The organism is Streptomyces sp. NPDC059718 (assembly GCF_042733315.1).
Taxonomy (GTDB): domain Bacteria; phylum Actinomycetota; class Actinomycetes; order Streptomycetales; family Streptomycetaceae; genus Actinacidiphila.
The window spans coordinates 15,564-39,930 of sequence record NZ_JBHWGA010000064.1 but is presented as its reverse complement, the minus strand read 5'-3'; the positions used below and the strand labels follow the sequence as shown (position 1 = coordinate 39,930).

At 68.2% G+C, this 24,367-nt stretch carries 25 protein-coding genes and 4 pseudogenes; 16 read left to right on the top strand and 13 right to left on the bottom strand.

All coding sequences use genetic code 11. The features are described 5' to 3' along the window. Positions 1–62: 62 nt before the first annotated feature. Positions 63–239 carry a hypothetical protein gene (locus ACFV3E_RS41750; RefSeq protein WP_500541030.1) on the top strand — a complete coding sequence of 59 codons (177 nt, stop codon included), beginning with the start codon at positions 63–65 and terminating at the stop codon, positions 237–239. 76 nt (positions 240–315) lie between these two features. Here the strand turns inward: ACFV3E_RS41750 and ACFV3E_RS41745 are convergent, their stop codons facing one another. Further along, the gene (locus ACFV3E_RS41745) at positions 316–1,362 is read right to left on the bottom strand and encodes a quinone oxidoreductase family protein (protein ID WP_500541028.1); all 1,047 of its coding nucleotides are present in this window, start codon (positions 1,360–1,362) and stop codon (positions 316–318) included. A 59-nt stretch (positions 1,363–1,421) separates the two neighbouring features. Between ACFV3E_RS41745 and ACFV3E_RS41740 the strand changes: the two genes are divergently transcribed. Continuing rightward, complete coding sequence (locus ACFV3E_RS41740; protein WP_500541026.1) at positions 1,422–2,105, top strand: TetR/AcrR family transcriptional regulator; 684 nt, start codon at positions 1,422–1,424, stop codon at positions 2,103–2,105. 42 nt (positions 2,106–2,147) lie between these two features. Here ACFV3E_RS41740 and ACFV3E_RS41735 read toward each other — a convergent pair. Then, positions 2,148–2,276: pseudogene (locus tag ACFV3E_RS41735) on the bottom strand (SDR family oxidoreductase); the annotation flags it as partial. A gap of 311 nt (positions 2,277–2,587) precedes the next feature. Further along, entirely contained in the window at positions 2,588–3,388 is an 801-nt protein-coding gene (locus tag ACFV3E_RS41730; RefSeq protein ID WP_500541024.1) for an SDR family oxidoreductase, read from the bottom strand. Positions 3,389–3,533: 145 nt separating this feature from the next. Between ACFV3E_RS41730 and ACFV3E_RS41725 the strand changes: the two genes are divergently transcribed. The 4 genes from ACFV3E_RS41725 to ACFV3E_RS41710 all read left to right on the top strand — a co-directional run bounded on the left by ACFV3E_RS41725 (position 3,534) and on the right by ACFV3E_RS41710 (position 5,744). Next, a complete protein-coding gene (locus ACFV3E_RS41725) occupies positions 3,534–3,869 on the top strand; it encodes a hypothetical protein (RefSeq protein ID WP_500541022.1) in 336 nt (111 codons plus the stop codon). Positions 3,870–3,965: 96 nt separating this feature from the next. Beyond that, the gene (locus ACFV3E_RS41720) at positions 3,966–4,625 is read left to right on the top strand and encodes a TetR/AcrR family transcriptional regulator (protein WP_500541020.1); all 660 of its coding nucleotides are present in this window, start codon (positions 3,966–3,968) and stop codon (positions 4,623–4,625) included. A gap of 392 nt (positions 4,626–5,017) precedes the next feature. After that, positions 5,018–5,395, top strand: a complete 378-nt coding sequence (locus tag ACFV3E_RS41715; RefSeq protein ID WP_500541018.1) for a transposase — start codon at positions 5,018–5,020, stop codon at positions 5,393–5,395. 4 nt (positions 5,396–5,399) lie between these two features. Continuing rightward, a complete protein-coding gene (locus tag ACFV3E_RS41710; protein WP_500541016.1) occupies positions 5,400–5,744 on the top strand; it encodes a transposase in 345 nt (114 codons plus the stop codon). A gap of 14 nt (positions 5,745–5,758) precedes the next feature. On the opposite strand, the gene ACFV3E_RS41705 is transcribed toward ACFV3E_RS41710, so the two are convergent. The 3 genes and pseudogenes from ACFV3E_RS41705 to ACFV3E_RS41695 form a co-directional block, all read right to left on the bottom strand. Further along, entirely contained in the window at positions 5,759–6,193 is a 435-nt protein-coding gene (locus ACFV3E_RS41705) for a hypothetical protein (RefSeq protein WP_500541014.1), read from the bottom strand. A gap of 116 nt (positions 6,194–6,309) precedes the next feature. Beyond that, the gene (locus ACFV3E_RS41700) at positions 6,310–6,741 is read right to left on the bottom strand and encodes an alpha/beta hydrolase (protein WP_500541012.1); all 432 of its coding nucleotides are present in this window, start codon (positions 6,739–6,741) and stop codon (positions 6,310–6,312) included. Continuing rightward, positions 6,708–7,219 (bottom strand): annotated as a pseudogene (locus tag ACFV3E_RS41695) (LysR family transcriptional regulator); the annotation flags it as partial. The pseudogene ACFV3E_RS41695 and the gene ACFV3E_RS41700, both read right to left, overlap by 34 nt. Positions 7,220–7,767: 548 nt before the next feature. Between ACFV3E_RS41695 and ACFV3E_RS41690 the strand changes: the two are divergent. After that, positions 7,768–9,810, top strand: a complete 2,043-nt coding sequence (locus ACFV3E_RS41690; protein WP_500541010.1) for an ATP-binding SpoIIE family protein phosphatase — start codon at positions 7,768–7,770, stop codon at positions 9,808–9,810. 153 nt (positions 9,811–9,963) lie between these two features. On the opposite strand, the gene ACFV3E_RS41685 is transcribed toward ACFV3E_RS41690, so the two are convergent. Further along, positions 9,964–10,236, bottom strand: coding sequence for a DUF6011 domain-containing protein (locus ACFV3E_RS41685; protein ID WP_500541008.1), 273 nt, complete (start codon positions 10,234–10,236; stop codon positions 9,964–9,966). Further along, complete coding sequence (locus ACFV3E_RS41680; RefSeq protein ID WP_500541006.1) at positions 10,233–10,376, bottom strand: hypothetical protein; 144 nt, start codon at positions 10,374–10,376, stop codon at positions 10,233–10,235. Before ACFV3E_RS41680 ends, ACFV3E_RS41685 begins: the two co-directional genes overlap by 4 nt. A 1,787-nt stretch (positions 10,377–12,163) precedes the next feature. Between ACFV3E_RS41680 and ACFV3E_RS41675 the strand changes: the two genes are divergently transcribed. Both ACFV3E_RS41675 and ACFV3E_RS41670 read left to right on the top strand, forming a co-directional pair. Beyond that, entirely contained in the window at positions 12,164–13,093 is a 930-nt protein-coding gene (locus tag ACFV3E_RS41675; protein ID WP_500541004.1) for a PP2C family protein-serine/threonine phosphatase, read from the top strand. Next, positions 13,090–14,715, top strand: coding sequence for a SpoIIE family protein phosphatase (locus tag ACFV3E_RS41670; protein WP_500541002.1), 1,626 nt, complete (start codon positions 13,090–13,092; stop codon positions 14,713–14,715). The genes ACFV3E_RS41675 and ACFV3E_RS41670 overlap by 4 nt, the downstream gene beginning before the upstream one ends. 170 nt (positions 14,716–14,885) lie before the next feature. Here the strand turns inward: ACFV3E_RS41670 and ACFV3E_RS41665 are convergent, their stop codons facing one another. Together ACFV3E_RS41665 and ACFV3E_RS41660 are read right to left on the bottom strand one after the other, a co-directional pair. Next, on the bottom strand, positions 14,886–15,578 hold the full coding sequence (locus ACFV3E_RS41665) for an alpha/beta hydrolase (protein WP_500541000.1): 693 nt from the start codon (positions 15,576–15,578) through the stop codon (positions 14,886–14,888). A gap of 312 nt (positions 15,579–15,890) precedes the next feature. Further along, a complete protein-coding gene (locus ACFV3E_RS41660) occupies positions 15,891–16,427 on the bottom strand; it encodes an NADPH-dependent F420 reductase (protein WP_500540998.1) in 537 nt (178 codons plus the stop codon). Positions 16,428–16,656: 229 nt separating this feature from the next. Between ACFV3E_RS41660 and ACFV3E_RS41655 the strand changes: the two genes are divergently transcribed. Beyond that, entirely contained in the window at positions 16,657–17,505 is an 849-nt protein-coding gene (locus ACFV3E_RS41655; RefSeq protein ID WP_500540996.1) for an alpha/beta fold hydrolase, read from the top strand. A 106-nt stretch (positions 17,506–17,611) separates the two neighbouring features. Here the strand turns inward: ACFV3E_RS41655 and ACFV3E_RS41650 are convergent. Beyond that, positions 17,612–17,790, bottom strand: a pseudogene (locus ACFV3E_RS41650) (IS5/IS1182 family transposase); the annotation flags it as partial. Between the two features lie 443 nt (positions 17,791–18,233). On the opposite strand from ACFV3E_RS41650, the gene ACFV3E_RS41645 reads away from it, so the two are divergent. Further along, the gene (locus ACFV3E_RS41645) at positions 18,234–18,815 is read left to right on the top strand and encodes a Uma2 family endonuclease (protein WP_500540994.1); all 582 of its coding nucleotides are present in this window, start codon (positions 18,234–18,236) and stop codon (positions 18,813–18,815) included. Positions 18,816–19,064: 249 nt separating this feature from the next. On the opposite strand, the gene ACFV3E_RS41640 is transcribed toward ACFV3E_RS41645, so the two are convergent. After that, positions 19,065–19,367, bottom strand: a complete 303-nt coding sequence (locus tag ACFV3E_RS41640) for a transposase (RefSeq protein WP_500541042.1) — start codon at positions 19,365–19,367, stop codon at positions 19,065–19,067. Positions 19,368–20,037: 670 nt separating this feature from the next. Between ACFV3E_RS41640 and ACFV3E_RS41635 the strand changes: the two genes are divergently transcribed. Both ACFV3E_RS41635 and ACFV3E_RS41630 read left to right on the top strand, forming a co-directional pair. Continuing rightward, entirely contained in the window at positions 20,038–20,544 is a 507-nt protein-coding gene (locus ACFV3E_RS41635; protein ID WP_500541046.1) for a hypothetical protein, read from the top strand. Next, positions 20,436–21,092: a PP2C family protein-serine/threonine phosphatase gene (locus tag ACFV3E_RS41630; RefSeq protein WP_500541040.1), complete on the top strand. Its 657-nt coding sequence runs from the start codon at positions 20,436–20,438 to the stop codon at positions 21,090–21,092. Before ACFV3E_RS41635 ends, ACFV3E_RS41630 begins: the two co-directional genes overlap by 109 nt. A 47-nt stretch (positions 21,093–21,139) precedes the next feature. Here the strand turns inward: ACFV3E_RS41630 and ACFV3E_RS41625 are convergent, their stop codons facing one another. Beyond that, on the bottom strand, positions 21,140–22,099 hold the full coding sequence (locus tag ACFV3E_RS41625) for a helix-turn-helix domain-containing protein (protein WP_500540992.1): 960 nt from the start codon (positions 22,097–22,099) through the stop codon (positions 21,140–21,142). A 310-nt stretch (positions 22,100–22,409) separates the two neighbouring features. On the opposite strand from ACFV3E_RS41625, the gene ACFV3E_RS41620 reads away from it, so the two are divergent. The 3 genes and pseudogenes from ACFV3E_RS41620 to ACFV3E_RS41610 all read left to right on the top strand — a co-directional run. Beyond that, the gene (locus tag ACFV3E_RS41620) at positions 22,410–22,868 is read left to right on the top strand and encodes an SDR family oxidoreductase (RefSeq protein WP_500540990.1); all 459 of its coding nucleotides are present in this window, start codon (positions 22,410–22,412) and stop codon (positions 22,866–22,868) included. Between the two features lie 63 nt (positions 22,869–22,931). Then, positions 22,932–23,138, top strand: a complete 207-nt coding sequence (locus ACFV3E_RS41615) for a hypothetical protein (protein ID WP_500540988.1) — start codon at positions 22,932–22,934, stop codon at positions 23,136–23,138. Positions 23,139–23,349: 211 nt separating this feature from the next. Then, positions 23,350–24,347: pseudogene (locus ACFV3E_RS41610) on the top strand (NAD(P)/FAD-dependent oxidoreductase); the annotation flags it as partial. Positions 24,348–24,367: the final 20 nt, after the last annotated feature.

Below are 24,367 nucleotides of genomic sequence, written 5' to 3'. Positions count from 1 at the left end.
TGGAGCCAGCGGATCCACTGCTTGGCCCCGGCGGCGGACGCCTGCCGATCACACAGGAGCTGATGGCGGTCTACGACCTGACCGGACTGCCGTATGCCGAGCAACTGTGTTGGTACAAGCAGCGCTGCTCCACGCACGCCGGCAATGATGCGGCCGCGGACCACACGCGCACCGAATGGGAGCCCTTCGACCCGGTGCGCCACCGCCCATACGTCCGCGACCGGCTCCCCGATCCCTAACCCGACAGCCGCTGATCCCGACCAGGCGAACCACCCATCAGGCAGTACAACCGGGTGATCTGCTCGTCCCGCCGAGTCAGACGGTCAGAACGATCTTGCCGAAGGTGGCGCGGGACTCCAGCAGAGTGTGCGCGGCCGCGGCTTCGTCCAGCGGGAAGGTGCCGTGCACCACCGGCTTCAGGCGGTCTTCCCGCAACTCGGCGAAGACGAGTGCGAAGGTCTCGGCGGCGTTCTTCGACGGTGCGCTGCTGAGACTGAGGGTGGAGATGGTCCAGGACTGCTGGAAGTTCGCGAACAGTGCCATGCCGAAGTCGGGGGTAGGGGCACCTGCGGCGATACCGCTGATCACGTACCTGCCGTTCGGGCGGAGCAGGGGGATGAAGTCGGCCACATCGGAACCGGCGACGATGTCGATGACGGCGTGATAGCGGCCGTCCGGGCCCGGGTCGACCGCGTCCAGGCCTTCGACTTCCGTAGCACCCAGGTCGTACAGCCGTTGCGCGACGGACCGGTCGGGAACGGAGGCGATCACCGTCGCACCCCGAGCGGCCGCGAGCTGGGTGGTGAGCACGCCGATCCCGCCACCGGCGCCTCGAACGAGCACCCGCTCGCCTGCCTTGAGGTCGGCCCTTTCCAGGCTTGCCGCGGCGACCAGGGAATTCACCCCGAGCGCTACCGCGTCATGGAACGAGACGTCCTCCGGTAGTTCTACGAGAGATTCGACGGGCACCACGGCGCGGTCGCTGTAGCCGCCGCCGTCTCCGGTTAGCGCGAAGACCCGGCGTCCCACCCACCCGGCGTCGTCCTCCGAACCGACCTCGACCACCGTGCCCGCGACCTCCAGACCGGGTACGAAGCCGGTGCCGACGTCGGGCTTGGCACCCTGCCGTAGCAGAACGTCGAAAAGGCCGACCCCGGCCGCTGCCACCGCCAATACGGCATGGCCCGGCTCGGCGGTCGGGTCCGGCCGGTCGACCAGCTTGAGGTTCTCCGGACCACCGAAGTCGGTGATCTCTACTGCACGCATGATGTCTCCTTGTAGCGTTTTTGCCGCGCCTGAAAGGGGAAATGGCTGGTGAACAACGAGGCTCAGACGTCCTCGGTGACCTCGATGCTGCGGCACTAGAGCAGGCTAACCACACTAAACGGATGACATCTTCCATTTGTGGTTAAGTGAGAGACATGCCTACTCAGCCGTCTCGGAACCCGTCCTCGTCCGTCTCCGCGACCCCCGTCCGGGGGCAGCGAGCCGACGCCCGGCACAACCGCGCCCGGCTCCTCCAGGCCGCCCGCGAGGCGTACGCCCTAAATGGCACCGACGTACCCTCCAGTACCATCGCCCGCCGGGCCGGCGTTGGCGCCGCCACCCTCTACCGGCACTTCCCGACCCGGGGCTCACTGATCTCCGCGGCGTTCTCCGAGCAGCTCGCCGAGTGCGTCGCAGCCTTGGACGAGGCCCTACGGGACGACGATCCCGGGCGCGGTCTCTGCTCCGTCCTCACCAAGGTGTGCAGGATGCAGGCCGAAGACCGCGGGTTCAGCGCCGCGTTCCTCGAGGAGTCTCCCGACGATCCCGACCTCCATCGCGAGCGCGCCCGCGCCGAGGCAGGACTCGCCCAGCTGGTACAACGAGCGAAGAACACAGGGCAGTTGCGCAAGGACTTCGATCCGAGCGACGTTACCCTCCTGCTCCTGGCGAACAGCGGCGTCGTGCGGCAGTCCCCGAAGGCGTCCCTGGCCGCCTCTCGCCGCCTGCTCGCCTACTTCCTCCAGTCCTGCCTGACCACGGGCGGCGCGCCGTCCCTGCCCCAGCCCGCACCGCTGCGCCTCGACGACCTTTACGGGCCGCCACACCGAAACGACTGACCGGCGACTTGCGCCCGGGGCGCGCCGCGTACCCCGCCGGGGTTAGACCTGGCTGGCGCCGCCGTCGACATAGACTTCCGCGCCGGTCATGAAGCTGCTGCGGTCGGAGGCGAGGAACGCCACGACGATGGCGGTCTCCGCAAGGTCGTGGAGGCGGTTCATCGGCGAGCGGTCGTGATCACGCCCGCGCGCAGCTGCTGTTCGTCACCTCCGCGAAGGGGTGGTTCGGCGTCGCCCCGACCGGCGAAACGATCGAGTACGCCGAGCACTCCTTCCACAAGGTCCGTGACGGACACTTCTACAAGATGAACCACCTCGACGCCCAAGCCGTGCAGCGACAACTCGGAATGTGAGGCCCGGAACCGACCCTCGCCCCACCCGAAGTCACCGCACCTCCGAGAGCCCGGCCGCCGGCCGGGCTCTCGTCGAGTGTCGACTGTGTCGCGACTCGGAACTCGCCCGTGTCTCCGGAGGGGTACCGCCTACAGGCGCTCGCCGCCGGTGGCGTCGATGATCTGGCCCGTGATCCACCGGGCGTCGTGGGAGGCGAGAAGGGCGACGACGTCGGCGACGTCGGCCGGTTCGCCGACGCGGCGGAGGGCGCGCTGCGCGACGACGCCGGCCATGGCCTCGGAGTTGCCGCGCAACCAGCCGGCGTTCATGTCGGTGTCGGTGGTGCCGGGGCGAACGGCGTTGACGGTGATGCCGCGTGGGCCGAGGTGCTGGGCGAGCGGCAGCGTGAGAGCTTCGAGGGCTCCCTTGGTCATGGTGTATCCGATGATGCCGGGGAAGGGGACGCGGGTGGCGCCTGAGGAGATGTTCACCACGCGTCCGCCGTCGGCCAGGCGCGGCAGGGCGGCCTTGATGATCAGGAACGGCGCGGTGGTGTTGATCTGCTGCTGGCGGATGAAGTCCTCGGCGGCGGTCTCCTCGATGACGCCGTTCACGATGATCGCAGCGTTGTTCACCAGCACCCGCACAGGCACGTCGCGCAGCGCGCCCGCGGCCGCGTCGTAGGAAGCCCAGAAGGCTGTGCCGGTGTCGGGTTCGGCGAGGTCGGCGGCGAAGGAGAACGCCGTGCCGCCGGCTGCGGTGATCTTCTCGACAACGTCGGCCGCAGCAGCCGAGTCATGGTTGTAGTGAACTGCGACGGTGTAACCGTCGGCGCCGAGACGGCTGGCGATGGCAGCCCCGATGCCGCGGCTGGCGCCGGTGACAACAGCGATGCCGTCGGACGTACGGGCGTTGAGCGCTTCGATGTCGCGCAGGTCGGTGTCAGACATGGTGCCTTTCTGTTGCCCTGGATCGGGCGTACTGGGGGCTGATGACGTGCGCGTTCCCGCGCTCTGGTCGCGGCAGTTGCCACAGAGGGGGAACCTCGGCTCCCCGACTTATATTCCGGATGGAATAGAAGTTGCCAAATCGGCGATGCAGGTCGTGCTGCACGCGAGCGTGGGTGACCACCGGCAGCAGGTGCCGGGGTGGGACGGGCCGAACCCTGAGTCCGGCACCGCGTCGTCGTGCCCCTTCGGCTCCGCGATGACATCGCCCCTGCGTGACCGACTGGCCGCTCTCGGTGAGATCATCGTGAATGAACTCGGTCATTCGATCGAACTCATGGGCGTTGAGCGCCTGGATGCAATGCTCGAAGGCTTCGCGTACTTCCTTCTTGGACATGCCGGCCTCTGTGTCGCCCCGAACCTCGGAGCGCGTGCACTCGGACGGATTGACCTGCTACCCGCTTTCCGCGAACCTCCGTGGTGACTGCCGTCGCGGGTAGGAACCGAGGGCACAAGATTTCTATCCCGATCGGCATAGAATTCACTGCCGATCGCTGCTCGGGTGGCGTACGCTGCACACATGGCTGGTTCGCGGAGCGTCGTCATGGGTCGGCCTCGGGAATTCGATGTCGACGAGGCGCTTGACCGCGCCATGCGGGTGTTCTGGGAACGCGGATACGAGGGGGTCAGCCTCACCGATCTGACCAAAGCCATGGGCATCTCGAAGCCGAGCCTGTATGCAGCCTTCGGCGACAAGAGGGAGCTATTCCGCAAGGCTCTGGAGCGCTACACCGAGGGCCCGGCCGACTACGGGACGCGCGCCCTGGAGGAGCCGACCGCACGAGGCGTGGCCGAGGGGCTTCTCCACGGAGCGGTTCGGACCACGACGCGCCCCGGCGGCCCTGCGGGATGCCTGACCGTGCAGGGCGCGCTGGCGTCGAGCGAAGCGGGGCGGCCCGCGCACGACATGCTGGTCGAGTGGCGCAACGATTCGGCCGTACGCGTTGAAGAGCGCTTCCAGCGGGCCATCGACGAGGGCGATCTGCCGCGCGACGCCGACCCCCGATGGATCGCCCGATACGTCATGACGGTAGCGTTCGGCATCGCCGTCCAGGCCGCCAGCGGCCTCGGCCGCGACGAACTCCAGGACATCGCCGACATGGCACTGGAGTGCTGGCCGCCAAAAACCGAGCGTACGACGGACGCACACGGAGCGTCCCGGCCAGTGCTACACAGCTAGATCTGACTGATCTGGAGGCGCAGGCGCCGCCGTGAGACACGGTGAGACGGCCGGCTCGGGGACGACGCTCGCCGCGCTCTCTCGGGGTCTGCCGCTCGTGTACGAACCGGGCGGGCTTGTGCATCTTCTCGCCAGCGACCCTCGCCAGCCCGTCTACTCGGGAGTAGCGGACCCGGACCCCGGGCGAGGCTGGCTTGGCTTTCGGGCGGCCGACATGTCAGTGGCCACGTGGGTGACGCCCTTGCGCCAGGTCAGCTCGGTGGTGGACAGCCAGGCCAGGACGTCGGCGGCGGTGCGGCCCTCGACCTGGCCGAGCAGCCCGCCGGGGCCCAGCGCATCGACGAAACCGGTGTGCCAACGCTGACCAGGTCGAGGAGGTGCTCACGGCGACGTTGGAGTCCACTCCTGGCAAGGACACCCACTGGTCGCGGGCCTCGATGGCGAAGCACTCCGGGCTGTCTACGTCCACCATCGGGCGGATCTGGAAGAAGTTCGACCTCAAGCCCCATCTTCAGGATGCGTTCAAGCTCTCCACCGACCCGCAGTTCGTCGCGAAAGTCGTCGAGGTCGTCGGCCTGGACCACAACCCACCCGAGAAAGCGGTGGTGCTGCGCGTGGACGAGAGGAGCCAGATCCAGGTGCTGGACCGGTCCCAGCCGGTTCTGCCGATGATGCCGGGTATGCCCGAGCGGCGCGCCCACGACTACTACTGGCATGGCATCACCAGTCTGTTCGCCGCCACGGGGCCATCGAGTTCAATTAGTTCCTGACCAGGTGGTGCCCGCCGGTCTCGACGTCCACCTGGTCTGTGACAATTACGCCACCCACGACACCGCCGAAATCAAGACGTGGTTGGGAAAACACCCGCGCTTCCACATCCACTTCACCCCCACGGGCTCCTCCTGGATGAACCAGGGCGAGCGGTGGTTTGGCCTGTTGACGGACAAACTCATCCGTCGCGGCGTGCACACCTCCGTGAAGGCCCTGGAGCAAGGCATCACGGCTTGGATCACGACCCGGAACGAGAATCCCAGGCGGTTCACCTGGACCAAGGCGGCCGATGAGATCCTCAACTCCCTCGCCGACTACCTCACAAGAATCAACCCGCCCAACCGCTGAAACCCCAAACAGACTTAGTCTCGCCACTTTCGGCGCAGGACACTAATAGGACGCAGGCCGCGTACCGGCAGCACCGGGAGGCCGATGGGTAGCGGCGTACGCGTGAGCTGGAAGCCCGCGTCGAGGAGTTGCGGACGTTGCTGGCGGCCGGGTGCCGTACACCGGCGTTCCGGCTGGATGCTCTGGCGCGTTCCGAGCAGCTCGAGCCGTTCGCGCCAGGCCGGCTGGCCTATCCGGTGGCGATGCCCGACCCGAATCAGTACCAGGCGGCGCCAGGTGGTTGGACGGCGAACCGGCGGGCTCAGGCCCAGCAGGAAGCCCGGGGCCGCTTCGAGCGTGACTGGCGTGCCGCCCAGGCTGCCGAAGTGCGGCGTCAGCAGCAGCTTGCGGCGTACCGGCAGCAGTACGACCAGTGGGCGGCCGGTCAGTTGGCGGAGGTCCGCGGCCACAACGCAGGCATCACGCAGCTGGCCGGCGGGGCCTCGCCGCGGAACCGTGCCCGCTCGTCTTGGGCGAAGGACTCCTCCAGGCCCGCGACGGCATCCGGTGGGACGTGGCGCTGCCCTTACGCGAAACCGCTGATGGTGGGCACCTGGGAGACCACCGCGCGCAGCCGGCGATCGCTGGCTCCCAGCACGATGGCGTGGCCGCCGGAGTAGCCGGTGCCCCACAGGCCGATGCGGGCGGCGTCGACCTCGGGCCGGCTCTCCAGGTAGGAGACGGCCCGTCGCCAGTCGGCGATCTGCTGCCAGGGGTCGACGTCCTGCCGGGGCGTTCCGTCGCTGGCGCCGAAGGTGCGGTGGTCGTGCAGCAGCACGACGAATCCGGCCGCGGCGAAGCTCCGCCCGAAGGGTTCGAGGCCGTGCTCCTTGATCGCTGCGGGGCCGTGGGCCATCGTGATCGCCGGATGCGGCCCCTGCCCGTCGGGCAGGAAGAGCCAGCCGCGCAGCGTGACTCCTGCGTCCGCGGCGAACTCGACGTCCTCGCGCTCGACCACACCGGTAGTCGCTCCAGCGCGGGGTCATCGACCGGCAGCCGGGCCAGCGCGAGCGCGAGCTTCCCCCGCTCACTGCGGTGACCAGAGCCCTGGATGAGCCTGGCCAGCGTAGGAGTCCGCACCGCGCGCCCACGCGCTCGGCGAGCGCGTCGACGAGGTGCCTCAGCCGGGGGTGCACTCCCGAAGGAATTCCCACGAACAGGGTGCTGCGCCCCGGTGAGGCCGCCTCGTGCAGTCGCCATGGTATGGAGATGATCTGTTCCAGTACGTCTCGGGCGATCGGCAGCAACGCCTCCCCGGCCGGCGTGAGGGGGACACGGTGTGTGTCGCGCTCGAACAGCCGATGGTCGAGCTCCCGCTCCAGGTCCTTGATCCGCTGACTCAGCGGAGACGTGGCCATGTGCAGCCGGCGGGCCGCCGCAGAGAAATTCAGCTCCTCTGCGACTGCGATGAAGTACCGCAAATGAAACAATTCCACTCCGTCACGCTAACCCCGATAGGCCGACCGGACTTCTCCGAGGGCGATTCCGCGAGGCCGTGCACGACAGATGCGCCACGCCGCGGCGGTCGGATCATGGTGCCGGGTGCCGGGTGCCGGGTGCCGGGTGCCGGGTGCCGGGGTGCGAAGCGCTGGCGACGCTGATCGCCGACTGCCCGCTCGCGCGGTTGGACAGCGATGCAGGCTCGTAGCCGGCGTCGTCGCCGGTGCGGGCCCCTAGGCTCCCAAGTGGCGCACGGCCAGGGTCGTTCCGCGCGACGCGTTGCGGGGCGAGGCGGTAGTGAGCCTGCCCCGTATCCGGCCGAACCGGACCTGCCTCATGTGCCGGCCAGGCGGGATGCCGGTGCCGGTGCGGCCGTGTCACCGAGGCTCCTGAGGCGCTGTGCGTGGGATGGATGGCGTGTGTCCCGGCACGGCCGTCTTTCGTCAATGGAACAATTCTCGCAAAGGGTAAATTGTTACCTGCCAGGGCAACGTCGGATGGGGACGTCGCAGGGTCCCGCTCCCGGCATGGGGAGGTGTAGGGCGTGCATCCCGTTTCACTGAGCAAAAGCTTCGTCTTCCTGCTGCTCAGCGTTGTGCTGATCTCGGGCCTGCGATTGGCGCTGGCTGCCGCCGAGGTGCACGTCATGGGTATCGCGGAGTACGCCGTCCTGATCCCGGTCGTGGCCAGTGCCCTGCTGTCGGTACGGCAGACCATGATCGTCGGACTGTTCAACCTGGCTGCCGCCATCGCGCTGTACGGGGTTCTCCTGCGGGACATGGGGCCCGCGAACCAAATCACGATCATCACGGCGCTGGCGGTGGGTCTGGTCATCAGCGTGGCCGTCTGCCGAATCCGTGTCGCGGGGGAGAGACGCTTCAGCCGGCTCGTGATCGCTCGCGAGCGGCTCGCGCTGCTCAGCGAGGCCAGCAGCCGGGTCGGAAGCACTCTCGACGCGGTGCGTACCGCCGAGGAACTGACGGAGGTCGCGGTGCACCGCTTCGCGGACCACGCCACGGTGGACCTCTTCGTCAGTGTCCTCCAAGGCGAGGAACCCGTCCTGCGGCCCGGCGCGGGCGATCTCACCCTGCGCCGTACCGCGGCATCGGGATCGCCCGCGCCCCCGGGAGACCTGGGGCCGGGCGAGACCGTCACCTACCGGGAGCGGGCGGAAGCGACCCTCGGGCTGTTCGCGGGCGAGCCCATGATGCTCGAGATCACCGATACCGCCGGTGCCGCCTCCGCGCCTGCCGATCCCGGCGACGTGGGCACGAACGGGCCTCACTCCGCGCTGGCGATCCCCCTGCGCGCACGGGGAGCGACCCTCGGCGCGGCGCTGTTCACACGCTCCCCGGGCCGGGCCCCCTTCGACGCCGACGACCTGCTCCTGGCACAGGAGATCGGGGCACGGGCCGCGGTATGCGTGGACAACGCCCGCCGCTACACCGGGGAGCACAACACCTCCCTGGCGCTGCAGCGAAGCCTCCTGCCCCCGGTGGTATCGAGGCAGCCAGCCGTGGAGGCGGCCACGCGCTATCTGCCCGCGGGTTTGTTCGCGGGAGTGGGCGGCGACTGGTATGACGTCATCCCGCTCTCGGGGGCCCGGGTCGCCCTGGTGGTGGGCGATGTGGTCGGCCACGGCGTTCACGCCTCGGCGAGCATGGGACGGCTGCGTGCCGCCGTACGAACCCTTGCCGACATCGACCTGCCGCCCGACGAACTGCTCACCCACCTTGACGACGTCGTCACCCGGCATCGAGACGTCGGCGGCGCAGGAGCGGTCGCCGGTGAGATCGTGGCGACCTGCCTCTACATGATCTACGACCCGGTCTCACGCCGCTGCACGGCCGCCCGGGCCGGCCATCCACCGCCCGCCGTCTTGCGTCCCGGAGCGGACGTCGAGTACCTCGACATCCCCGCCGGTCCTCCGCTGGGTGTAGGCGGACTTCCCTTCGAGACGGCCGAACTGGAGCTGCCCACAGGTACCCGGCTCGCCCTGTACACCGACGGCCTCATCGAATCCCGGGAACACAGCCTCGACCAGGGACTCGAACATCTCCAGAAAGCCCTATCCGAGCCGATTGCCTCGCTGGAGGACCTGTGCGACCACGTCCTGCACACGGTGGCCGCGGAACAGTCCCGAGACGACGTCGCCCTGGTCATCGCCCGTACTCGCGAGCTCGACGGCGCCCATGCCGCCGCATGGGACCTCACGGAGGATCTCGCCGAGGTGGCCCACGCCCGGGACCTCGCCTCGTCCCGACTGGAGCGCTGGGACCTGGGAGAGCTGGCATTCACCACGGAACTGGTCATCAGCGAGCTGGTCACCAACGCCATCCGCTACGGCTCGGCTCCGGTCCAACTGCGGCTCATCCGCGAGGACACCTTGATCTGCGAGGTGTCCGACGCCAGCAACACCGCCCCCCACCTGCGCCGCGCCCGGATGTTCGACGAGGGCGGGCGGGGGCTGTTCATCGTGGCGCAGCTCGCCGAGCGCTGGGGTACCCGGCAACGGCACGACGGCAAGACCATCTGGGCCGAAATTGCACTCCCGGACGGGCTCCACCGGACCCGCGGTTGCGTCTAGCTAGGTTCAAGCCGTCAACGGACGTCTACACCGTGCACGCCCGGTGTTCTGGTACGGGCAAGATGACCATCGTCGATCACAACAATCCGAAGACGCCGCCCAACAAGATCGGCTGCAACGGTCCCATCACCATCGGGCGTATCTACACCGACATCACCGATCAGTCGCTGTCGGTCCACATCGAGGGCGGCTCGGTGACGTGGAAGCTGGCCATCGTCTCCAGCGATACCCGCTGTGACGACCGCCCAGGCAGGCGTCCCCATCCCCCTGCTCGAGCGGTAGGGCGCCCTGCTCGACGCAGTGGCGGCCGCCGCCCATGGCGCGCCAGCACTCCGGGCCGTACCCGCGTTGGCGTGAGGCCTCACTCTTGAGGGTGCGGCCGCACTTCCCGCAGTGCCGCGCACGGCGCGGCGTCGGCCCGCTCACGCGGTGGCCTGGGTTGGCGGGAGGTACTCGAGGACGGCCCGGGCCATGGCGGTGTACTCGCCTCCGCAGAGGCGTATGGCGCCGCCGCCGTGGAGCAACTCGAGGGCGTTGGGACCGAGGAGGATGGGGGGGACGAACACCGCCGGTCTCAGGCCAAACCCCATCCGCCGGCCCCAAGTTCACGAAGTCGGGCACAGTCTGGCGGGTCATCGCACCCGAGGTGGTACTGCGCAACACCGTTACCGATTGTGGTCGCTCGGCCCACCACTGGCGCTGCCCGGCCACCGGGTTCCGGCAGCGTGGCCAGCGCCTGATGGCTCAGGCCCGAGGTGGACGGCGTTGCCCACTTTCCGCTGTGGGCAATGTCCAGGCGTCGGCCACGTTCCCCGATGCCGTGACGGGGATGCAAGATCGCCGCTGCGGGCAGGGGTGAGCCTGCCCGAGTCGCCGACCAGCGTACGGCTTCCTGATCATGCTCAGCCCTAGCCCGGGCAGGCCACCGGTCAGACCCGTTTCGCCACGCCGGGACTTCGTCTCGTGTGGTGGTGGTCCCGCCTGGGGGCCCCTCCAGTTGCTCCGTGCCGTTCGCAATGAACGTAAGGACCTCTCGCATGCTCCCCGGGCGCCGTCCGGTATGCCCGTCGGGACGGTGGAGGCGAATGCGTGGACCGACACACAAAGGGCGTAAGCCCAATACGCAGGCCGACAGTACAGACTATTACCCGAGAACGAATGGCCTTTGGCCGTCGGAATAGGTGTGCGCTGCTGAAGGGCCGGCGGGACGCTTTTCCGCTCCTTGCGTCGCGCGCGTTCAGGTGTTTCGCGCGTGGCCGATCCGGTCGCTGGATGGGCACCTGGATGCCGCCCACCTCCGCGGGGACCCTCACGAAGGAACCTCGTCCGGACGGCACAGTACCCCCCGCAGGAAGCCACCGGGTTCCGGTTTTCACTCAGTGAAAGAATGTTTTCCTGAGTTTTCCAGGCGTGCTGAAGGGTCGGTAAAAAAGCGGCTCGGCAAGGGAATGTCGGAGGTTCGCGCGGTAGCATGAGTATCCCCTTGCCAGTTAATTCAAGGAATATCCGGCCGAGTGGAACCCGGGCGGACGCGGACGGCTGACGGGAGTGTGGACGCGTGGGCTACGGCGACTTCTTTGACGACGGAGCCGTTGGCGCTCGCCGTCGTGCGGGGTCCGCCGTTCGCGCGGCGGCCCGAAGAGTTTCCCGCGCCTTGCGCGAGTGAACGCCTCCCGGGCCGGTCGACGGCCCGTTACGGAGCCTGAATCGCATCCCGATAAAACACTCCACAATACGGAAACAGTGAAGGACGGCGGAGCTGTGATCCGAACAGAGTCCCGCATGCACCGAAGACGTTGCAGCACTGAGGCGGACTCTCGAATGTGCTCCTGCCTCTCTGGGACGTAAACTGGTTGACCCCTTTGCGGCGCTGTGTGGCGTAGTGAGTGGCGATGTACTGGGGTGCTGACCCCTCGAGTCTTGCCAGCTGACCGGACAATGACCGGTTTGACGGCCGGCGGGTCTTGGGGCCTCGACTCAACCTTCCACACCGCGATGGCATGAAAGCCGCGCTATGTTTATACGACACCTTCCTTCCAGGCTCCGGCCGCTCCCCAGACTCGTAATGCCGCACTTCCGGCGCACTCCCGTTTCCGCGCCTGCGACCGATGACGGAACCCGCTTGCTCCAAGCGTCCGGCCCCGGAAGCCCCAAGCGGCCGAGGATTCATGGCCGCGGCACCGGACCCTCGGGCTTGCGTGGCCAGGCTGGGCCTCCGCTCCTGCTGATCGCGGCCATCACCTTGGGTGCGTCGTTCGCCCCCCTTGCGGTTCACCTGTCCCCGCTGCTCGTGGCGGCCCCCTCGTGCACGGGAACGTTCGCACGAACACGCTTCACGGCCGTCGTCGCGCTCATGGCAGCCGCGGCGGTGCTCCTCGTGGACCGTCACGACGGCCTGCTCCACTCCCCGCTGCTGCCCATTCACATCGGGGCAGTCCTCATTGTCTCCGTGTTCGTCGTCGCCTCCCGGGCCCTGCATGACCGCGACTTGCGGGAGCTGGCCCAAGTGCGGGCCGTCTCCGAAGCAGCCCAACGAGTACTGCTGCGGCCGATCCCGGCGGAGCTCGGCCCCCTCCACGTCGCCTCGATGTACCGCGCCGCGGCGGCACACGCACTAGTGGGCGGCGACCTGTACGCAGCCGCCCGCACCGGCCAGGCCACACGCCTCCTCATCGGAGACGTCCGCGGAAAGGGCCTTCCGGCCATCGGTGATGCCTCTGCTGTCCTGGGCGCTTTCCGGGAGGCAGCCCAGCAGTACCGCACCCTTCCGGAGCTTGCGGCCTCCCTGGAACGCAGCGTTCGCAGGCACCTGCGCGAGCTCGCCCCTGTCGACGCCGACAGCAGCGAGCGGTTCGTCACAGCCCTCTTGATCGAATTCCCCGACGACGAAGAGATCGTCAGGGTGGTCAGCTGCGGGCACCCGCCGCCTCTTCTGCACAAGGGCAGCCGGATTGCCCTGCTGCCCGTCGCCCGGCCCGCCCCGCCGCTGGGGCTTGCAGCAGACACTCCCAGCGCCTTCTGCCTCGACACTGTTGCCTTCGGCCCCGGAGACACCCTGCTTCTCTACACCGACGGCCTGGCCGAGGCCCGCGACTTCGCGGGCGAGTTCTTCCCCGTCCTTGACCGTGCCGATACGTGGACCTGGGACTGCCCCAGCCGCCTCGTGCAGCACGTCAGCGTCGATGTGGACCGGCATGCGGGTGGGAGCCTCCAGGACGACCTGGCCCTTGTCGCTGTCCATCATCCAACGCACCCCGTCCACTCCGAACAGGCGTCACCGTGAACGTCCACAGTCCGAAGGCCCGCACGCCCGCGCAGAGAATCCCGAACCCCGCGCCGCACATCATGCGCATCGTCTCGCAGGCACTGCGCACGACATCAGAAGGGACGGTGACGAGGATGACCACGCCCAGACTCCTCCTGTTCCGGCACCCGAGTGCACTGCTCGCCGTCTATCTCGCTGCGGCCTGCGCACTGCAACTGAAGGCCTCTGCAGTGGGCTTGGTCCGCTGGTCGGACTACTCGGTGCTGACACCCGTGATGGCGGCAGCCCTGCTGCCCCTCAGGCACACCCTGTTCTTCGGAGCCTCCACGCTGGCGACCAGCGTGGCCATCTACGGTTTCGTCATTCCAGGCGTGTCGGAGGGCGGCCGGATGGTTGTCGTTACCGCAGCCTTCCTTTCTCTGGGAATGAGTCTGGTCATCTGCCGAGTGCGGATCCGCCAGAAGGCGAGGTGCGTCTTCGCCGTACCTGCCCCGAGCGGTAAGGAGACGGGCCGCATCGCCTCTGCACCACGTCAGGTCACCGGTGATCTGTGCGCCTCCCTGCTGGCCGGGGGACCACCGCCCGGGCGCCTGCCGCAACCGGCAGCTCTGGAACTCGCATACGGCCGGGTCGATGACGGAAGGCCACAGGCCCATTGGCTCGACGCGATCCCCCTGTCCGGAGCCCGGGTGGCGCTGGTCGCCGGCAGCGTGACCGAGGACGGAGAACCGGCGCCTACTCTGGTGCCCGAACTCCGCGTCGCGGTACGAACGCTGGCGGACATCGACATGCGACCGGACGAGACGCTCATCCATCTCCAGGACGTCCTCCACCGGCTGCAACCGGACGACGCCGCCCACGACGTCGCGGCAAGCTGCATGTACGCCGTCTATGACCCCGTCACGGCCATCTGCACCCTCGCCTGCGCCGGCCACCCCGCCCCCATCGTCATCAGCCCCGAGGGTGTGCCCATCGCCGTCGACCTGTCCTCCGGAGCACCGCTCGGGCGCGCACGAGCACATGTCGCGACCGCCGATATCCGGCTCCGCGAAGGCAGCGTGCTCCTGCTGCACACGCACTCCGCGAAGCCAACCGGTTCCGAGACCAGGATCGATGGATACACCGTGCCCGAACGATGCATCGAGCCGCAGTCCTCGCTCACAGACACCTGCCACACCGCCCTGCAGGCCCTTGCGACAGAGGGTGGCCCTCGTCAACTGCACGTGCTCGCCGCCCGAACCCGCACCCTCGACACCACCACCGTGGCCACGTGGGACCTCACCGCCGATCCAGCGGCCGTCTCCGCCGCGCGCGAACATGTCACCGGCCAGCTGACGACATGGGGCCTGGACGAGGCCACCCCCACCACCGTCCTGATCGTCAGCGAACTGGTCACCAACGCCATCCGCCACGCTCAGCCACCGCTGCATCTCCGCCTGATCCGCTGCGACACCCGCCTCACCTGCGAGGTCACCGACGGCAGCACCGCCACCCCCCACCTGCGCCGCGCCCGCACCCTCGACGAAAGCGGCCGGGGACTGTTCATCGTCGCCCAACTCACCTGCCGCTGGGGCACCCGCCACCACCCGCAGGGCAAAACCATCTGGGCCGAACACACCCCGCAACGCGCAACAACGTAGAAGGAGACGCCCCGTGCGCCGCCTCGCAGGAAGCACTTGTCCAGGCGACGCCTTCGCGTTCGAGGTGGGTGTGCCTGACGGCACAGATCTGGAACGTCAGCAGGTAGCGGCGCAGAGTGGAGGGGCTGCCGGGGCGGCACCGGTCGTGCCAGCGCCCATCTCACCGCTTTTCAGATGGCCATCTCCTCGCGGATCAGACGGGCCAGTTCCGCCGGGTGCGAGAGGAACGGCGAGTGCCCGCTGTCCATCAGACGCACGCGGTTGGCTTGCCGGGCCATGGAGTACTGAAACGCGGCAGGAATCGCGCGATCCTGCGCGCAGACGATGTAGGAGCTCGGTACGTCGTGCCAGATGGCCCGGGTGAGAGGCTGGGTGACCGAAGCGAGGGACTGCGAGCGCAGAGATGCCGCGACGGACTCCGCCAGTTGTGGGTCGACGCCGTTGTACAGCACTTCCACCGGATCGGACACGCCGAAGTAGCCCGGACGGACGCCTTCCTCTTCATGGACGTCCCAGTACGCGGGATGGACGCCTCCCGTCGGTGTCAGCACCGTGTCACCGACGTCCTGCATCATCGCTGCCAGGTAGATCACCCGCACGATGCCGGGCCCCGCCGGCGTCTGCGACACGGGCGCTCCCCCGTAGGAATGGCCGAGGACCACCGCCGGTCCTCCGATTTCCCCCAGGACGGCTTCGATGCGAGCCGAATCCGCGTACAGGTCCCCGAGGAGTTCGAGGTCCTCCCCGGTACTGGGCAGGCGAACGGTTCTCACGTCTACATCGGGGAGACACGAGGCAAGGTGGTGCCAGGCAGGGGAGTCGTGCCAGGCACCATGGACGAGGAGCAGAGCCGGAAGTGACATGAGAGAGCTTTCGGGTGGGCGGAGGGGATCAGGCGGGCCGCACCGATCACAGGGCGGCGGAGGCCGATATCAGCGGGTAGTCGATGAGTTCACTCCGCGTCGCTGGACAAGCGGCACCGTGACGAAGACGCCCTAGCCGGGCTTCGTCAGGGGGCGCAGGTGGAGGCCCACAGGATCTGCCTCAGCGCTGCCGCGGGACAGGAGCGGCCGGCTGCTGACGGACATCGTCCGCACCACCCGCGCCGTAGGGGATGTGGCAGGCCGGCATCGCCAACTGGAAGCGTCAGCCTTCGCGGAGCGGACCCATGTCGACTACGTCGAAGCCCAGACGCCCGAGCAACCACGTGACGTCCGCTTAGCCGACTCATCGTCCCCGGCTATGGGGAGGGCAGTTCTGTTGCCCGCCGCCTGCGGCCGAGCAAAGCCCCTGAAGTGTTTGTAGTCGACGTTGTTGATCGCCTTGACGACGTTCGCCTCCCTGAAATGCCGCTGAAGCATTTCACTGCTCGTCGTGGAGGCCCCGGCGATCTCCGTGACGCCTGGCAGTTGCCGCGTATTGCGGTTCGTCATGTCGATGATCGGCTTTCCGGATCCCAGGTCCCCCGGAAGCGACCGGTGTTCCGCGAGAGGCATCAGCAGGGTCAGCCACTCCCCCTCCTGCGCGGCTTCCTCGGGAGTGACTATCCGGACGCGACCGGGATGAATCCGCTCCAGATCTGTGAACGGTTCGCGATCGCCCACCATGCTGTAGGCCACATCGATTCCGTGTCCGGACAACAGGAACGCATCGCCGTGATGGGTGGTGGCGAGAAAGTCACAGCTGTCTTTGTCCTCGAAAAAGCCCCCCATCAGTCACACTCCAATCAGCCGCCACTACTGTGCGCAAACCTCACTGAAGCCCGGCTCCACTCTCAATCGGAATGCGAATGTCCGTATGTTACCTCCGGACCGGCGGGCAGCAAAAAACTTTCACTGAATGAAAGTTTGGCTCGACATCGGAATTCATTATATAAACGAGCGCTACTTTATGGATGTCAGGCAGGCCCGACGGCATCGAGTGCGAGGGAAGGACTCCACCATGTCCGCAGCAACCGCAACTTCTGCTCCGACCAAGACCGTTGACGTCGCAGGGACCCCGTTCGCCTACCGCGAGGTGGGCACGGACGAGGGCGTTCCGCTGGTCCTCCTGCACCACGTGACCGCGGTGCTGGACGACTGGGACCCCGCCGTCGTCGACGGCCTGGCAGCCGAACGGCGCGTCATCCTGGTCGACCTGCGCGGGGTCGGGCGCTCCGGCGGGACGACCCCCGATACCTTCGAGGCGATGGCCGACGACACCGTCGCCTTCCTGGACGCCCTCGGCCTGGAGGCGGTCGACCTGCTCGGATACTCCCTGGGCGGCATCGTCGCCCAGGTCGTCGCCCAGCAGTACCGCGACCGCGTCCGCCGGATCATCCTGGCCGCCACGGCGCCCGCCGGTGCCCAGGGACCGGCTGCCACCGGCGCCACGCTCCAGACGGCCATCCAGAAGGCGACCGAGCTGGGCAAGCACCCCAAGCACTTCCTGTTCTTCGAACCGTCGCCGGCAAGCCAGGCAGCCGGGGACTCCTTCCTCGCCCGTCTGGACCAGCGCACCGCCGATGACCGCGACACCCCGATCTCCAACGAGGCCATCGGCGCCCAGCTTGCCGCGCTCACCACGTGGGAGCAGGACGCCTCGCCGGCCGGCCTGGCAGCCGTGAAGCAGCCCGCACTCGTCGTCAACGGCGACAACGACACGATGTGGCCCACAGCGGCCGGCACCCTCCGCCTCGCCCAGCTGCTCCCCGACGCGAAGCTCGCCGTCTACCCCGACTCCGGCCACGGCGGCATCTTCCAGTACCACGAGATGTTCGTGCAGCAGGCCCTGGACTTCCTCCGCAACTGACATCACACCGGGGCAGTCGTCACCCTTGTCCCGAACCGCGTCCCGGTCGCCCTTCGCGGGCGCTGCCGGGCTACCAGGGGCCGTGCCCCACCCGTGGCGGGCCACCACCACCGACGATGCCTGTCGGAGTCGTATCCCCGGTCGGCGTGCAAGCAGGGGGCCGTTGGCGAGGACATCCCCGCCGGCCCCGGATCGGCGGGACCGCATCCAGCGGTGGCAGAGGCCGGGTGACGCCATGTCGGTTGCCGCCGGTTGGTGTGCCGCGATCGGAGTTCCGGACCGGTCGACAGGCGAGGCCTCCAGGAGGCCTGGGCCGCGCAGTCCTGCAATTCGCCGGCCCCATCCGCTCCCGGGAGGGGCGGACCGGCCGTTTGGCGGACCCCGCGCTGGTCTGGGGCCGCCAAACTGCGTAGAAACGCACAGGTATGCGCATAAGGGCGCCAAGCATCTGGCCATCGTGTAGCCCCACTGCGGCTCCCGCGGCAGGTGCGCGCCCACCACCTCGAACCCCGGATCGGCAGTCAACTGCCCGGTCAGCACCACCTGCCGTGCGATGCGGGTCACCTTGCGTGCTCATCTTTGACTGTCTGTGTTGACGCGTAGGGGGTAGGTCACAGTCGATGTCGCCTTCTCGGCTGCCTTGCCTTGTGGGGTGGTGGTGGGGGACAGGGGCCTGGCTGATGGGCCAGACTGGGCACAGACACCTTTGGTAAAGGAGGCGGGAGGGCGTGAGTGTCGCCACGATCGACCACACCGGTCCCTGGACCGTCGCCGATGTTCTGGCGCTTCCGGAGGACCGGCGTGTCCGTTACGAGTTGCTTGGGGAATCCCTGGTGATGTCACCAGCTCCTGGCCTGCGTCACCAGCGGGTGTCTTTCCGCCTGCACACCGCGCTGGAGGCCGCGGCACGGGCTGCCGGCGCGAAGGTGGAGGTGTTGGAGGCGATCAATGTCGTCCTTCCCTCTGGGCTGGTTGTCCCGGACATCGTGGTAGCCGATGCTGCTGCGACGGCCACGGACGGGGTCAGCATCGACGCGGAGGCGGTGCTGCTGGTCGTCGAGCTCGTCTCGCCGGGGAACAAGACCATGGACCGCCGTCTGAAGCCTTTGCTCTACGCCGAGGCGGGTATCCCGTCGTACTGGCGCGTGGAACTCGACCCGGCGCCTCAGCTGGTGATCACCGAGTTCGAGGGCGGCCGGTACGTCGAGCGCGCGACGGCGCTTCCTGGTGCTGTCACCCGAACGGAGAGCCCGTTCCCCTTCGAGATCGACCCCGCCGGGCTGGCCCGGCAGGCCGCCACAGAGGCGTAGACCGCGCCCGTGCCCCAGGCTGCCGCAGGGCGGACATACGTTGCCACGCGCACTAGGTCAAGCGGTGCCCTGCGCTCACAGGGATGGACCCGCGACCTGCAGGATGGATTCACGGACCGGGACGTCGGGTCCGCTGCACGAGTACTTCAGTAGCGACCGCTACGAGGGGTGCGGGGGCTCTGTCGTGCATTGTTGTGGGGCCGTCCGGCCAGGAGGCCCTTTTCGCTATGCGGTGGCAGGGGCGAGGTGTCAGGTGATCAGTCGGGGGAGGGTGAGGGCGGCGGCGCGGTGATGGAGCCAGATGTTGTTGGCGATGACGCCTCGGTAGGGAACCCGGCGGTTGCACCTGGCGACGAGCCAGGCGATGGCGCGTGCGACATGTGGCCGCCATCGGCGGTCTTCGTCGTGCCAGCCGGCGTCGGTGGCGGCCTGGGATCGGGCGGCGGCCAGCAGCTCGTAGTGCGGGTGGACGTTGAGGCTGCGTCCGGGCTTGGGAGGTGGTGCAGCTCTCGCGCAGGCACAGCCGGTGCATGCGTGCTTGAACTGGGCGATGCGGGCGCCGTCTGCGCGGCATGAGCTCCGGCTGGCTCTTGGCCGCCGGCGTGCGGGAGGAGAAGCGCACCAACCGCGCCGTCACCGTCCTCGAGCACCACCTCGAGTGGCTCCTGCAGGAGCACCCGCTCGCCGCCAAGTTCCACGAGCCGACCCGCCGGGTACGGTGGTCATCCCCTCCGGCAAGCCCGCCGCATAGATCGCGCACTGGCACCGCGCAATGGTCCGCTTCACGCACCAGGACGAGACCCCGCCGTCCAGCGACTCGCCCCCTGCCCCCGGTGCGACGGCCCCTGGCTCGCCGAGGCCCGAGACCTGCGCCTGGTCAACGGCCTCTCCTACATCGAGTGCCAGAGGCCCGACTGCGGCACCCTGTTGTGCAGCTCGCCCTCAGCGCCACCGCGGCCCTCACCGCCTCCGGGGGCCCGCAGGCCCTGCCGCGCCCCCCGTCGCGATAGGGCCGTTGCGCTCCGCCGGGCTTCCCTGAGCGCCCTGGCGTCCGCTGGATCCAGGAGCGCTGCGTGATTGGTCAAGATTTCATGCGCCGCTGCTCAAGATTCGTGGCTCTGCCTCGCCTACGGTCGTGCCTCAACGACCACCGGACCCCGGTGTGGCCGCCCGACGGCGGCCTCCGCCGGCGGGCCGGATTGATGGGAGAGGAGCGCGCAGCATGACCGATCTTGAGCAGTTGGATGACAAGCACGTGGCGCGGCTCGTGCGCATCACCGGGACGCTACTGGGAGTCCTCACGGTTTGCGCGGCCGCTCCATTCCGCAGTCGGTTGAAGGCCGCCTGCCATGTCGTGCAGCGGGTTGCGGCGCCGGCGGCGGCAGTGGCATGCGGCCGGCTGTACTGGCTGCACCGTCGGCGGGTAGTACGCGCCTTCGCTGTCTCCGACGCCGTGCAAGAGGTGATGCTGCCACCGCTTCCTTCGCGCGTCGGCGGTCTCGATCTCGCTTTCGTCTATCGCGCCTGTGGCGGGCAAGCCCGGGTAGGCGGGGACCTTTACGCGGTCGCCCGGGCCGATGCGGCGACCCGCATCATCATCGGCGACGTGAGGGGAGAGGGCTGCCCTCATTCCTTGACGTCATCGCCATCCTCAGTGCCTTCCGCGAGTGGGCGCCGCAACCTGTCTCCTTGGTTGAGTTGTCCGCCCGCTTGGAGGAAAGCTTCCTGAGGTACCTAGCCGACGCGGACGGCGGCACGGGTTCTGACGCGGACGAACGCTTCGCGACGGCGCTGATCCTGGAGGTGCCGGACGGTGAGACCGACGCCCGCATGGTCAACTTCGGCCATCCGCCGCCGGTGCGGGCACGGCCGGGAGAACTGGCCCTGCTCCCCGGCACGCCCTGCCCACCGCTCGGGCTCAGCCCGCTGTGCGACCTTCGCGCCCATGAGAGCGCCTTCGAACTCGGTCCCCACGACACGCTGTTGCTGTACACCGACGGTCTCATCGAGGCCCGGGACTGCAGCGGTGCCTCCTTCCCATTCCTGGAACGTGCCACTACGTGGACCTGGCAGGACAGGCAGCCACTTGTTCATGACCGACTGCGCAACGTCCTGGGAGAGATCCTCGAAGACATCGTCACCCATTGTGGTGCTCTGCCGGCCGATGATCTCGCGATGATTGCGCTGGCCCGCCACCAAGAAGGTCGTAAAGCAGTCCTTCCCCATCCGGCGGACTCTGGCCCCTCGGATGACAGTAAGACCATGCGGTGGTGCTGATTCCGAACGACGCGTCGTCGAGTCGCAGGTCGCTGGCATCTGCCGAGTCAGGCGGCGGCCATACGGCGCCATGCGACCGGTGAGATGCCGTAAGCGGCACGAAAGATCCGGCTGAAGTGCGCCGGGCTGCCGAAACCCCATCGCTGTGCGATTGTTTCCACCGTCAACCCGGACAGGTCGCGACGAGCAAGCTCTTCGCGACAGGATTCCAGCCGCTGATGGTGGATCCATCGGCTGACCGTCATGTCCTCGCACTGGAACAACTTGTGCAGATAGCGGACGGAGATGTGGTGCGCGGCCGCGATCATACCCGGGGAAAGCTCCGGTCGGCTCAGGTGGGCCAGGATGTAGTCACGGATGAGCAGTCGCTGCGTTTCTTCAGCAGTCGGCGTGACATCCGCGTTGAGTCGACCCTCATGGGCGACAAACGCGGTCAGGACGTCGATTATCCCCCGCTCCAGGTAATGATTTGCTCCCGTCAGGCAGGCGTTGGACTCCGCTGCTGCGGCAAGTCTGCTCACGAAAGAGGAAAGTATTCCGCCGATATAGTGCGTGGGTTGATATGCGTGGCCGACGACACCGGCCAGAAGTGAGTCAGGAACGTCCAGCAACTCAAGCGGGATGGCGGCGACGTTCTGGCGGAAGCTGCCGGGGAAGTCGCGGAGGAAGGGTCGTCGCGTGTCGACCACGACCAGTTCTCCAGGGGTGAGTAGCGTCTCATGCCCGTCCTGGGTCACGACGCTGCTGCCCGCTTCCTGCAGGCTCAGGAGCAGCGCACTGCTGGAGTCGTTGGCGATGGTCCCTCGAGTTCGGGCCATCCGCTGTGGACTCGCCTCGACGTGGCCCACATGAAGGGCGCCGACCGAGGCCAGCCAGAGAGATCCTCGGACCGCGTCCTGCTCGTGGGGGCGGATCTCAAACCGGGTGAATGCCTGATGGACGGCGTCCGTCCAATATTCCGCCCTCTCTTGAGGCGGAAGAATTTCAGTTCGGAATGCCTTGTTCACGATGTCACCGGCGTAAGCGAGGAGAAAAGGTTGTACGTCCCAAGCACCTGCGTGTCGGCACCTGAGGGCAGCCGGAAGGTCCGACATGCGCACGGTAGATCGTTTCAATGAGAACCGATGCGAGGGTGGTAAAGAATTGACGACACCTTTGCTGCAGCGATACTAATTCAAACGGTGTGGTGAACTTTGGAACTGCTGGCGCAGATTTTTGGCGTGCGCATCGCAACTACAAATTGTAGTCACCATTGAAGCTGAGAAGTGTGTAGCTACTGTGACCGTGTGTCAAAAAGATGGCTACTGCATTTACGGTGTGGCTAGCGTCGACGTCGCCTTCGATATCCGGGGTGCGGGACCGGGCGAAGTCAGGCCGCCGGCTCGCGAACGGCCGGTACCACTGGCACCCCGCCCAGCACGCGGATGGCTTCGGGGGACCACCAGTAGCGGCGCCAGTAGTGCACGGGCCACCTACCCGACCTTCGCCGTCTACGCCGGCACCAAGGCGTTCGTCTCGCACCTGTCGAAGCACCTTCGGGTCGAGCTGGGCCCGAAGAGTGTCCGGGTTTCCGCGATCGAGCCCGGGATCGTGGGCACGGAGCTGCAGGACCACGTCACGGACCCCGGCGCCAGCGCGTGGCTGGAGGGGTCGAAGGAGACCATTGACTGGCTTCAGTCGGACGACATCGCGCAGACGGTTGGATTCATCGCTTCCATGCCGCTGAGGGTCAACCTCCCGCGGGTCTTTATCATGCCGACGGCCCAGCCCAGCTGACGTCGGACGGCGCTGGACGCCTGGACGCGCGACGACGCGGACACCCTGGCCTGGTATCGGGCGATGGGCTTCGCCGAGAGCGACCACTACCTGCACGTCTTCGCCAGCCACTACACCTCGTCCGGTGAACCCGGCCACGCTATCGAGGCTGCCCGAGCAGGCCTGCGGCCCATCGCACTGTTCCTGCACGCCACGCTCGCCGACGAAGAGGGACTGCGGGGCGAGTTCGCCCGGGTCCACGTCTGCCGCCGCTTCTCCACGCCGGTCTGAGTCCGGCTTGCCCGCCGTCCCGCAGCCGCCCGGAGCCGGCCGCAGGACGGTGGGCGTTCAGCGGGCGTGATGTCGCGCCGCCCCGGCCAACACGGGGGGCCGCGGGCGGGGCCTCAGCACGCCCACCAGTCGGCGGCCACAGCGTCGCCGCCATGGGCACATTCAACGTCGGGCTACAACGCATCACCTCATCGGCTGCTAGGCGCTCGGGATCGTGGACGCCGACCGGGAAACGCGGCCGTTCGTCGTCCAGATCGCGCACGCCGACGGTCGCGAGGAGCGCGTCACCGCCCGCGCCGTCATCGACGCCTCCGGCACCTGGGCCGTGCCCAGCCCGGCCGGCGGCAACGGCCTGCCCGCCCTGGGCGAGAAGACGGCGGCCGACCGCATCGCCTACCGCGTCCCGGACCTGAACGACCCTGCGGTGCGCACCCGGTACGCGAGCAAGCGCACCGCCGTGATCGGCTCCGGCGCCTCCGCCTTCACCGCTCTCGCCTACCTCGCCGACCTGGCCAAGACCGACGACGGCGCCGGCACGCACGCGGTATGGATCCTGCGGCGCGGCATCTCCGGCGACACCTTCGGCGGCGGAGCAGCCGACCAGCTCCCCGCCCGCGGGGCCCTCGGCCTTGCCGCCAAGGCAGCCGTCGACAACGGCCACGCCAACGCCGTGACCGGCTTCCGCACCGAGGCCATCGAACGCGACACCGACGGCCGCCTGGTCCTGGTCGACGCAGCCTGGAGCCCGTCGACGAGGTCATCGCGCTGACCGGCTTCCGCCCCGACCTGACGTTCCTGTCGGAGATCCGGCTCGGCCTGGACGAGCGACTGCAGGCCCCGACCGCCCTCGCCCCGCTGATCGACCCCAACGTGCACTCCTGCGGCACCGTCTACCCGCACGGCGTGAACGAACTGTCCCACCCCGAGCAGGACATCTACCTGGTGGGCATGAAGTCCTATGGCCGCGCCCCGACCTTCCTGGCCATGACCGGCTACGAGCAGACCCGCTCCATCACCGCCGCCATCGCCGGCGACCACGAGGCCGCCGAACGCGTCGAGCTCACCCTCCCCGACACCGGCGTGTGCGGCGGCGCCGGCCTATTCGACCAGCCCGACACCACCCAGGACGCAGGAGGCGGCTGCTGCGCTGCCCCGGCCGTCCTGCAGATCGGCATCGGCGCACCCGCCACCACCAGCGGCGGCTGCTGACCCCCACCCCGCCCGGAGAG